This is a genomic window from Lactobacillus ultunensis DSM 16047, from assembly GCF_001436305.1.
GTDB lineage: Bacteria > Bacillota > Bacilli > Lactobacillales > Lactobacillaceae > Lactobacillus > Lactobacillus ultunensis.
This window is the reverse complement of sequence record NZ_AZFO01000050.1, coordinates 1-11,001: the sequence shown is the minus strand read 5'-3', so window position 1 is coordinate 11,001 and position 11,001 is coordinate 1. Positions and strand designations below refer to the sequence as shown.

The window sequence follows — 11,001 nt, the reverse complement described above, 5'->3', positions numbered from 1 at the left end:
ATAATACTTGACTTTGGGTAGAAAATAAGAGGTGAATTACAACATCGTCATGTTATAGTTCATCTCTACCTTAGGTTAGTTTGATTAAGAGCTTTTTCAATCACTCCATTAATTTATTACTCTCTTAGTTACATTTTTCATATTTCAAAGCCTGTAAATTATTATTAATTAATTCAAAATTCCAAACTCTAATTCCTTTCTTCTCCCCATTTTCTTCAATTTCCTTATAATATTTAAAATTAAAGTTATATTTACCAATAAATAAAACTTTATATTGACTATTAGGATCTATATTTCTTTCATCATGCTTTCCCAGATAAATACGATACACATGATGATATTTATCCTGTGGATCAACCTCTAAGAGATCATACTCGTTCCCAGATTTCTTCGCAGTTTGAGTAAGTACGGATAGTTTGGCTTTACCATAAATTAGGTATACTTTATCTTTATCATCATCTTGATCAATATAAGATTTAAGCGATCTAACCCTAAAAGATCTGCGAATCGATTTATCAGTTGAAATTCCAAACGAAAACGGACTTCCGTTTTTTGGCGTAGAACTCGTATTGTCTGATCCACTACCCCTATCGGTATTTTTTGGGCCGAATAAGTTAGCAAACATTGAATTAACTTTATTTTTAATTTGATCATCTGTTAAATGCTCTATATATTCTGAAGTCTCCTTCAAATTACCAGATTCATAAATTTTAGAGCATCCAACTTCATGTTCAGACGTTGGTTTTTTTCTTAAAAAAGGATGTTTTTTAGTATTTATCGTCAAGAATAAAATAGCTTTATGGCATTCCGGACAATATATCATATTGCCATATTTATCCTTAAAATCAGCATAATTATTCAAACTAGATAACGCATCTTCTAAATCTACATATTTTCCGGTTTTTCCGCCATCTTTGCTATAAAAGAAGCCAGAGTATTTAGTCATAATAGAGAACATCTCCTTAAAATTATTATATGTACTTATATAGTATATAATAACACACCAAAAAACATTTTTATCACCTAATTTGAACCCTACCTAAAATAAAGAAAAGAATCAAACAGCTTTTTATTAGTTGTTTGATTTTTTTCTTTTACTTCTTATTAATGGGACTGACAAGAAACAAAAAATCATTCTCACTTATTTTAAAACGATGGCTACAAATTTTTATAATCGTTTTTATAATCCATAATTATGGATAAAATTATTTTTAAGCAATTTAAACAATTGCAGTAATATCAACATTTTGCCATGATTTATGGATAAATTATGGACAAAATTATGGAGTTAATCTATATCATTTATCCATAATTTCTTTAGTCCTTGTCTTTCGTTAAAATCCAAATTCTACTTTTTTCCCACTTGGAGTAGGTTGCGTAATTATCTTACCTTCTCGCCGTAAAGTTTGCAGATAATATTTCACTTTAATATCTTTCTGATGGGCAGTTAAACTATCAGGCAACTTATCTTTTAATAACCTAATAAAATCTGATTTCTTTTCCTTTTTCCATTGAGTAAGATATTTAATAATTAAATCTTGATAATATTTTTCCGTAAACCCTTTATTCTTAACATATTCTGCTTTTTGTCCTAATGATTCAGCCACTGAAGCAGCAATATATAAATTAGGTACTCTACCTTCAATTAACTTCCTTTTACGGAGCTTAGCTGCATCTATTTTACTAATTTTTTCGTGTTTTTGAACTTTATCCAACAAAAAAACTGTTTCTAAATCCATATTGGGATTCTTAAATAAGAGTTGCGTATATTTTTCATCAAGAACTCGCCCATAAATTTTAACCTTAACTTTATTATATTCTGTTAGATCATAATCGGGCAGCGGAAAAAGCTTCTTTTGTTGAATCGAATATACACGTCTAATACCTGAACTAGCAGTTTCAATCATTCTGAAATTTACCATAGTATTATCCAACAATGGATTCTTATAATAAGGTGGAGCACATGCTGGATCTAAAACAGGTTTAATACTCCCTGGTAAAAATTTCCCCGCATTTGAAATAATTAAATGATCTTCCAACTCATCAATATAGATACGCATACCAAGTTCATAATCTTGATGGGCAATACAATTATTAATTAATTCCCTCAAAGTCCAAGTATCATATTGTTGAGTCTCTGTGGGAAATAAACTAATTTGACTAGGCATATACTTATAAGTTAAATTTCTAACTTTTTTATATGCTGCATCAACGGCAAGTATAAAAGGAATCGTAAAAATTTGTGAATCTAGTAATTCTCCCTTAGAACTATGTAATCTCCACATAATTTTAGGTGGAAAATCAAATAATATCTCACTACTACTCTTTCCTAATAGCACCATCGCTGCATTAGTAATTTCTCCATCTATAATCAAATGCATCTTTTGTAAAAAATCAAAATCATTTAATTTGCCATATTCATTAGCGGCATCAGGATTACTTGAATTTTTTTAAATTCTGTTGATAATTTTTTCTTGCTAATTTAATTGCTTGTGGATCTAAATCATTAATAGTTGCACCTTTAACAAAACTCTTAGACCAATCCGTTCTACGTTCACCACGAATTCGGTCTAATTTTTCAAAGGATATTTCAGATAAAGATTCTCCTTTACGATCATAATATCTATTTTTCCAACCAGCAGGAATACCTGTCGGTGTAGCAGGCATCTGAAACATGAGGACACGTTTATCTTCTGGAGAGTACACTTCGAATATATCCATAAAAGTCAGGCCATCTGTCATGTTCTGTGAGATAGTTAATTTTAATTTTTCAAGTGCTGTAGGAATATTTTTATAATTTGTTCTTACAATAGTATGAGTTTTATCATTAACACCAAAAATTAGCTATCCATATCTTTTGCTACGTAAATTAGCCTCATTACTAATAGCAGAAACATATTTTCCCAATTTGTCTAAGTCAAAATTATTTTTAGCTTCTTTAAACTCTACTATTTCACTTTCAACATTTTGTAAGAGTTTATTCAATATCTTCATTAAATCCTGATTATCTGCATTATTGTTATAACCAAATATTTACGTCACACCCACTTTTCGAATAATCTAACCTATTATATCAATTGTATCATTTCATAAAAAAACTATCTTACTTTGTGAATAAAACACTTTATAACCAGTGAACTACCCATTTCTTTAGTAAATTTCATTGCTATCCTTTCAATCATTTAACGCTATTGTTCTCTATATCTCCTTTAAAAAGGAGCAATAACACAATTCAAAAAAGCACGACCAAATGAAGCAATAACTGCGTTTGAGTTTAATAACTCTAAGTTGGAATTTGCATCTAATTCATTGGCATTGAATATCCGAGGAGGAATTCCCCCTATCTCAAAGTATAGTAGGAATAGAAGCTGTCAAATACATTAGCCAATTCCATGCACAATTAGCTTTTATTTCTCCAAGTACTATCACTACAGATGGACTCTACATGGCAGATGTTGAACAAACGCAAATAAAAAGAACAATGCTTGTTAATTCAAACATTGTTCTAGCATTAATTGATCATACTAAATTTAATAATAATAACGATTTCGTCAAATTATGTGATCTTGACTATTTAGACTATGTAATAACAGACCGCCCGCTCTCTGATGACACCATTCTTCAAGCTTTAAAGAAAAACAGAGTAAATATTATTTATAAAAAGTTGGGTAGTATTTATAGGGCGAAGTAAGCGTAATATTATTATAAAACTATAATTTCTAATACTACTTTTTACACGTTTCTAAAACAAAGCTACACAAACTAAAACTTGCATTCACAATAAAATGTATATTCGCTTTACTAAGCACATCTGAAGCATTAGTTGCATGTGCATCCCCAAATTTATTTCTTAGAATACCAATTGCCTCAATTGCTCCACTTAAATTTCCGTACAATCGTTTCAAGTTACTTCTGAGTTCTGAATTTGTAACATTATTTTTCAAATAAAGTTGTTTAAACAATTTAATAAGTTCTGGTAAGTCTTCTTTTCCCGTTAAATGCTTATTTTGAACACTTATTGCATATTTTAAAGCTCCCTCAAGCAAAGTTCTAGATTGAATCATTGCACCAGTAAAGTCTCCTTTATTTATGTCTTCATTTATTTTTGTATATGATCCACTAATTTGAAATTCATCTATATTTTCCAAATCAGGTATATTTAGAATCAATTCATCAATCCAGTTTTCATCAATTGTAATTAAATCCGGTCCATCAACTTCAAGCTCTACTTTACAATTATGAAAATATAAAACATTATTTATGTCTTTAATAACCTCATTACAAATTTCTGATCTTATCTTCTTAAACTCATCCAAAGAGCTAACATAAGGACTATCATACAAATCTTTAAAATTTTCTTTACCAAAAATATATTTCATAATTTTTCTCATTTTTTGTTCGTCAGTACAACAAAATTTAATAAGCTGAGATAATTCTTGCGATGAGTTTACTCCATTTTTAATATGAACTCCTATTTTCTTACTTAAATCAGTGATCTGTCTTTCGTTTATTTTAGGCATTTGGATATTGATAAACGTACTGTACTTTGACGTTTTTGGGAACATATTATCTTCTACTACTGGCGTATCACCTACTAATAAGGAAATAATATAATCATCTAATAAATACTTCCATTTATTTTCTTTCATAATTTTAAAGTTCTCCATATTATTACAATACTCTTTGAATTCAATTATACATTTAAAGAAAAATCCAGAGTCAAAAATTATATTCTATCTTTTGCAAATATATAGTAAGCTTCAATATAGAGTATTTATTTCAGTCTTCACTTTGGCTTTATAATTTTCCTGTTGATGATTTATTCCCCTGCTAGGCTGTTAACATTTTTTTATTGCATTCAAAAAAGGACGAAAAATTCACATTACCACTTTTTCAAAAAATATTCATTAAATTTAGCAGTGTGCTTATTAAGTTTTTTAATTACGCCTGAATAGCCATGTTTACCAACACGATAACGATACGAATTTTTAGTAATTTTACGAAACTGAATATTCTTCTGTTTAGAAACAGACGACCCCGTAACAGGGATGAAATAGACATGTTTATTATTAACTATCAAAACCATTCCTTTACCATACCATCTACCATGTAAAGCCTTAGGCATCCCTTTATGCCAAGTAACTTTATTTCTAGTAGCATATTGGATTAGTATCAAATAGAACAGTAGTTGACATTACAGCTAAAAACATTGCTACAATAATTTTATTTTTCATTCTCTTCTCCATAAATATTATTCACTAAAACTATAGCGATTCTTTAATAAATCTATATAGAATTTATTTACATTAGACGCAGAATTATTGTCAAATGTCTGTATCATAAAAATATTTACTTTATCACTATTTTTTGATAAAAAACTATCAACATGCTTTTTAAAGTTAGAATTACCATATTCATAGGTATAAATAAGTTCATATTTTAGTAACCAGTGCTTAGTTTGGAAATAATTACCTACATTTTTATCCTCATCTTGAGGTCCTAGCATTGAATATAAAATATTAATAATATTATAGTAAAAATCGCTATTATTAAGATCTTGATTCATATGGGATAATATTTTTTCAAAGATCATCAACCAATTAAAATCATCAATATCATCGAGATATGCTGGAATTTGTTGTTCAGCTTTATCATCAATATTTATACCTAGAATTTGCCGTAACTGATCTGTTGAAAGCGTCCAATTGAACTTTTGCATTAAAATGAATATAAAATATGCTTCTTCACTTTTATTTTGCTGCAGACTAGTTAATAACATCCGATACAGTCTTGTATTCATTGGAGCTTTAGAAAGCACATCCTTTATGTAACAAGAGACTACTCTTTTAGAAGGATCATTAGACCAATTTTTTCTTTCTTCTTTTTGAATCTCTTCTATCAGATGAACAAATCTTTCAGCTATATTAGTATCATCTAGAACCAGCTGAATAATTTTAAAAATGAATGGTAATTCATAATTAGTTCGAGTTTTTACTAATGCTCTTAAAGCATTTTTCTGATTGCTTTTACTTAATGATTGTAAGAAGAATTGTAATGATGCACAGAATATTTTTTTCGCACCCTTTACTCCATTTAAAAATTCTTCATCAGCCACTGCAAAGTAGCTATTAAATAGCTTAACAAACTGTGATACCTTAATAGTTTTATTAAAATACATATTTGTAAAATAGTTCAGGAGCTTAGAGCCTTGATTAATTTCACTATATGAAATTGAACTAACCTTTTTATTATTTAATTCTAGATCATACTTTACTGTTAAAATTTGCAATGCATTCTTTATTTCTGCTAAATCTTTTGGATCATCATAGCCAAAATAAATATCATCAACATACCTATAAAAATCTACTGTTGTTTCACGTAACAGAGCTTCTAGCTCCTTATCAAAAAATGACATCGCATATTCAATTACAATATTAGTTACCAAATTACCTGTAGGTATTCCATGAGTTTCATCATCCTGCTCAGATTCAACAAATTTATCAAGCCTATTACCTAAATGGTCCTTCCTACGATTTTTCTTAGCTTCTGCTTTTCCCATAATCAACCATGCAAGTGCATGAGTATAAAAAGATGGATAAAATGTAGAAAAATCCGTTTTAAAGAAATGAGAATGACCTATCAGAATATAGTCTTGCATTCTATGTGTCACCTCAAAATTATAAGGCAAATATCCAAAGAACTTAGACATGCTATGCCTATCGTTTATAAGAGCTTTAATAATCTCAGTCTTATTTTTTTCTTGTACCAGTTCATTAACTAAAGCACAGTAAGAATAAAAATTGGGATATTTAAAATATCTTCGGGTGTTTTTATCTTTAGGAATAGTATAGATTATCGGTATCGTTGATTTTAACCTCTTAACTGTGGCTTTGCTTATATTATCTTTTACATCTTCATATGCTTTCTTATTTTGAATTAAACTATTTAAATTAAAATCACCAGCAAACAAAGAATCATATTTTGCATATGGATTATCAAATATTTCTACAACGTTTTTCTGTTTCTTGTCTTTAGTTATATTAAAATACCCTCTTTTTATTAAATTGTCCCAACTTATTATGTAAGAATAGAAGCTCTCAAGACTTTTCAATATCAATACCTCATTTTTATTTAAAATTCTATCTACAACCAGTCATATCCAGCTATCATACTCAAAAAATCATTTTCAGACAAAATAGGAATTCCTAATTTTTCAGCTTTCTTCTGTTTAGCTGAAGGCTTATTCAAATTTCCCACAATAAGATAATCCGTAGATTTTCCAGGATTCATTTGAAACTTTCCGCCGATATTATTAATAATTTGACCAATTTCTTTTCTAGTGTAATTAGTCAATGTTCCTGTAGCTGAAACATTTTTACCATAAAAAGCATTACTTTCATCATTCTTAGTAGAATCTCCAGGAATATCTTTTAAAGTAAAACTACTTTTCTTTTTCAAATTTTTAGGGCTTAATTTCTTTTTATCAGCATCTTCTTGTAATTTAAAATAAATTGCTACTAATGACTTAATATCTTCCGTTGCATGACGAGTGTGTGGAGCAGAAAGCTGATAAAATTTAATCATATAATCAATATTAGCTGTAGGTTTATTTTCTATTCTCTTAAACAAACGTTGAATATCGATTACATCATTAGAAAATGGCTTACCCCAATTGCTTAGAAAGGCATTTCCCATAAATGGACAGAAAAAAGGTTCGGTTGATCACTACCGGATCACTGCCGATGAATGTTTCTAATTCCGTTAGAGCATTTGTTATACTGTCTTCTTCAATTTCCCACTTAAACTCTTCCTTTAAGCTATTTTTTCTATATTTTCTAGCAGCTATTTCAGTTATTTGATCTTTATTAGGATTTAGATCTGTAGTTTCAATCTCAACAGCCGAGAAATTGTGTGGCCATTCTAACAAATTATTTCCCATAAAATTTCCTAGTTTTTTATTCATTTTTCTTTTTCTCGCTTAATTTCGTTCAATACATGCTTTTTATCTTTTTCAGATAATTTGGAATATTCAACTGCTTCTTCATATTTACCAATAACCTTTTTGTCTATTAAGTAAGCAATTAAATTATCATCGTCAACTCCTATTTCTCCATCTATAGCTATACAATTCAATACAAATCTAATTGCATTCCCACGATACTTATTATTTTTTAAAACATTTACGAAGTATCCATTCCAGCTTTCATACAATGACCATGCCAATAACATAAAGCCATTTTCACCTATTTTAGATTCATAAGTATACAACCAATTAATAACTCTATCTATAAATTCTTCTTTACTTTCAACTAATCTTTCTTTTAGTTTTTTATCTGTAATATCATTACCTATTTCTGCCATTCCTTTCATCATTTGCATTGTTCGATCCTCATCGTCACGCTGAATCAGTTCTTCCAATATACTAGAAGAATATACATAATTAAAATCAACTTTAATTGCTTTAAGTAGATCTAATATTTCAGATCTATTCTTTTCATCATCAATTACAAAATCTGCATTACTACGACGTCGAGCCATTGCGTTCCGAATAAATAAAATTTGATCAGGAGATAAACCCTCAAATTGCGTAGGAGACAAGAACTCATAAATATCCTCACCTATTAAGTTTTCTGATAATAAAAATCTCAAAACATCTAAATTTCTAATGTAATCCAACACCTTTAAAAATTTTCCATTAACTTTGTTATTACTAGTAACCTCATCATAGTTATTCCAAACTATCGAAAGCAGATTAGCAATACTCTTGTCGTTATTATATTGTATAAGTTCATAGCCTTTAAGCTCATCATCATTTTCAACAATTCCTTTTATAATACCTATTTCCTGTAAAACATAGCCTAAGTTTGACTTCCCTTTTGAAAGATTATCAAAATCCTCAGGATACACATTTTTATAAACCATGGCAGCGAATAATTTATCTATAAAATTAGGTTCTTCTTCTAATCTTGATTCTAGCTTTCCTTGAATTCGATCTAAGCTTCTTAAATATGTATCCATATCCGCTATTATACAAGTAATTTCTCTCTTATCACTAATATAGAAACTAACACCTAACAAAACATTATTAGATATTGGTGTGTCCATTAATTCATCATATTTTTCTATCTCTTTATCAAAAATATCTTTTGAGCTATTTAAATTACTAAATGGCATTAGTGCTAATACATAATCAAAGAATTTGGCTTTACTTTCTGCAGCTTTGTTTTCATTAATTAAATTTTTCTCTCTATCTTCTTGTCCTTCATTCTGGAAAATTGAATCACTCAGCGTATAAATAAAAATTACTCTTTTATTCTTTTTCTTTAGCCATTGCGATTCATTAATATTTTTATTTAATTCTCGTAACTTTTGAAAAATCTCAATACTATTGAATCTATCCATATCTTCTAGTATTACAAATCTAATATTAGACCTTTTAAAGTAATATTTGATTTCATCCCCATACAAGATAAATAAATCATGATCTGATTTTCCATTATCATTATTAGTGTTGGCACCGCTCAATTCAACAGGTCCAAAATTAGCTTTAGCATTCCAAGATAATTTATAAAAATTATGTACTACATAGTAAATTACCCACCAAGAAATGAATAACGAGATTGCAATTATTCCCCATATTTTCCAAGGATTATGACTCCAAAATTCATTCCAGACTGGAGTTATCCAGAAAATCAAAGTACCCCATATCCAAAGTAATATCCATATAAACCATATCCAGCAATTGCAGTATGGATAAATCCTATTGATTCGAGAATCAGGAAACTTTCTTGGCTCTTCTGAAAATAGAAGCTGATTAATAATGTTTTTCTCTAAGTCTTCTTCTTTAATATCCAAGCCTTTACCGCTAAAAGTGGGAACAGTAATAAATTTATATTTTATACCTGACCTTCCAAAAAAACTTTTTATACTCTCCCATTTGCTTAGAGGATATTCCATCTTAAAAAAACTCTTTAGAAAACTTGTCTTACCCGTATCATATGAAGAAGTAATAGCAATATTAGTAATATTGTTATCTGAGAGTGCTGCCTTTAATTTAGTCCATTGTGGCTCACAATTTTCTCTTTTTTTGTCATCATAAGGATACAATGCACCTTTTATTCTATGAAAACTGTCAAATTCATCACTTTCTTTACTCATTTTTCCTTCCCCCATTACATAATTATTTATAATACAAACTATAAATTAATTATACGCATCTTAGTTAATAGGATTAATAAAAATTCAATAACACTAAACATGCGGAAGAATATGGAAAGAGTATGAAAAAATGAATGCATAACAAAACCAGCGCTGATTTTGACGCTGGTTTATTACATCTTAAGCCGTAAAGTAAATATTATTAGTTGTATCTCTAATCGCAAACCTCGCCCCTTTAGTAAAAATTTGATTATATCCATACGGATTATCATTATTAAATGAATTACCAAAGTTGTACTTAATTTCGGCAGCATCACCCGCTTTAATTATTTTACCAGCATAGTTTTGGGTCACGATATACTTATTATACGTGGTTTCTAAGCTATTATTTGATCCTAAAATACCACATTGGTAAATTATTATTGGTAAATCACCTAAATTTAAAACTGTAATAATTACTTGAAATGTATCACTACTTTTACCATATATAGTAGGGATAATATATATATTACGAACTATTATTTTAGTCTTTTTCTTTGGATGATTAGCTATATAAAGTGAGACTATAACTGCTAATAACGTCCCAATTGCAGAAACCGCTGTCCAAAATGTCGAGTCTGTCAAAAATGAAATATTCATTTGCATCAGCCTTCCTTTTACTATTTTATTCCCTTGCTATAATACAATTTATAAAAAATAAACCTAACTTTATGATGAAATCAATTTACCTAAAAACTGCCAGTTTGCCATATGAAATCAAGTGTCCAATAAACTTTTGGCATATTGGTTTAATACTATCTTAATTCTACAAGAGAACAGAAATAATAAATCAATTATTCCAAC

General features: G+C 28.8%; 11 protein-coding genes. 1 reads left to right on the top strand and 10 read right to left on the bottom strand.

Going from position 1 to position 11,001, the window contains the following annotated elements; all coding sequences use genetic code 11:
* Window positions 1–124: 124 nt before the first annotated feature.
* From FC57_RS09830 to FC57_RS09820, 3 genes are all read right to left on the bottom strand, one after another.
* Window positions 125–946 (bottom strand): hypothetical protein, encoded by an 822-nt coding sequence (locus FC57_RS09830; RefSeq protein ID WP_007126131.1) that lies wholly within the window; start codon window positions 944–946, stop codon window positions 125–127.
* Between the two features lie 388 nt (window positions 947–1,334).
* Window positions 1,335–2,375, bottom strand: coding sequence for an ATP-binding protein (locus tag FC57_RS09825; RefSeq protein ID WP_052536207.1), 1,041 nt, complete (start codon window positions 2,373–2,375; stop codon window positions 1,335–1,337).
* A gap of 61 nt (window positions 2,376–2,436) precedes the next feature.
* Window positions 2,437–2,721, bottom strand: a complete 285-nt coding sequence (locus FC57_RS09820) for a hypothetical protein (protein ID WP_148449518.1) — start codon at window positions 2,719–2,721, stop codon at window positions 2,437–2,439.
* Window positions 2,722–3,319: 598 nt separating this feature from the next.
* Here FC57_RS09820 and FC57_RS09815 point away from each other — a divergent pair.
* On the top strand, window positions 3,320–3,691 hold the full coding sequence (locus FC57_RS09815) for a DeoR/GlpR family DNA-binding transcription regulator (protein WP_081445817.1): 372 nt from the start codon (window positions 3,320–3,322) through the stop codon (window positions 3,689–3,691).
* Window positions 3,692–3,725: 34 nt separating this feature from the next.
* On the opposite strand, the gene FC57_RS09810 is transcribed toward FC57_RS09815, so the two are convergent.
* The 7 genes from FC57_RS09810 to FC57_RS09785 all read right to left on the bottom strand — a co-directional run bounded on the left by FC57_RS09810 (window position 3,726) and on the right by FC57_RS09785 (window position 10,797).
* Window positions 3,726–4,649 carry an abortive infection family protein gene (locus FC57_RS09810; protein ID WP_162259280.1) on the bottom strand — a complete coding sequence of 308 codons (924 nt, stop codon included), beginning with the start codon at window positions 4,647–4,649 and terminating at the stop codon, window positions 3,726–3,728.
* Between the two features lie 233 nt (window positions 4,650–4,882).
* On the bottom strand, window positions 4,883–5,125 hold the full coding sequence (locus FC57_RS09805; RefSeq protein WP_040529585.1) for a hypothetical protein: 243 nt from the start codon (window positions 5,123–5,125) through the stop codon (window positions 4,883–4,885).
* A 126-nt stretch (window positions 5,126–5,251) separates the two neighbouring features.
* Complete coding sequence (locus tag FC57_RS09800) at window positions 5,252–7,111, bottom strand: RNA-directed DNA polymerase (RefSeq protein ID WP_007126124.1); 1,860 nt, start codon at window positions 7,109–7,111, stop codon at window positions 5,252–5,254.
* 32 nt (window positions 7,112–7,143) lie between these two features.
* Window positions 7,144–7,695 carry a BRCT domain-containing protein gene (locus tag FC57_RS09795; RefSeq protein WP_007126123.1) on the bottom strand — a complete coding sequence of 184 codons (552 nt, stop codon included), beginning with the start codon at window positions 7,693–7,695 and terminating at the stop codon, window positions 7,144–7,146.
* The gene (locus tag FC57_RS11365) at window positions 7,664–7,963 is read right to left on the bottom strand and encodes a PolC-type DNA polymerase III domain-containing protein (protein WP_007126122.1); all 300 of its coding nucleotides are present in this window, start codon (window positions 7,961–7,963) and stop codon (window positions 7,664–7,666) included. Before FC57_RS11365 ends, FC57_RS09795 begins: the two co-directional genes overlap by 32 nt.
* The gene (locus FC57_RS09790) at window positions 7,960–10,158 is read right to left on the bottom strand and encodes a YobI family P-loop NTPase (RefSeq protein ID WP_040529582.1); all 2,199 of its coding nucleotides are present in this window, start codon (window positions 10,156–10,158) and stop codon (window positions 7,960–7,962) included. The genes FC57_RS11365 and FC57_RS09790 overlap by 4 nt, the downstream gene beginning before the upstream one ends.
* A 180-nt stretch (window positions 10,159–10,338) precedes the next feature.
* Window positions 10,339–10,797 carry a hypothetical protein gene (locus FC57_RS09785; RefSeq protein WP_148449517.1) on the bottom strand — a complete coding sequence of 153 codons (459 nt, stop codon included), beginning with the start codon at window positions 10,795–10,797 and terminating at the stop codon, window positions 10,339–10,341.
* Window positions 10,798–11,001 lie beyond the last annotated feature (204 nt).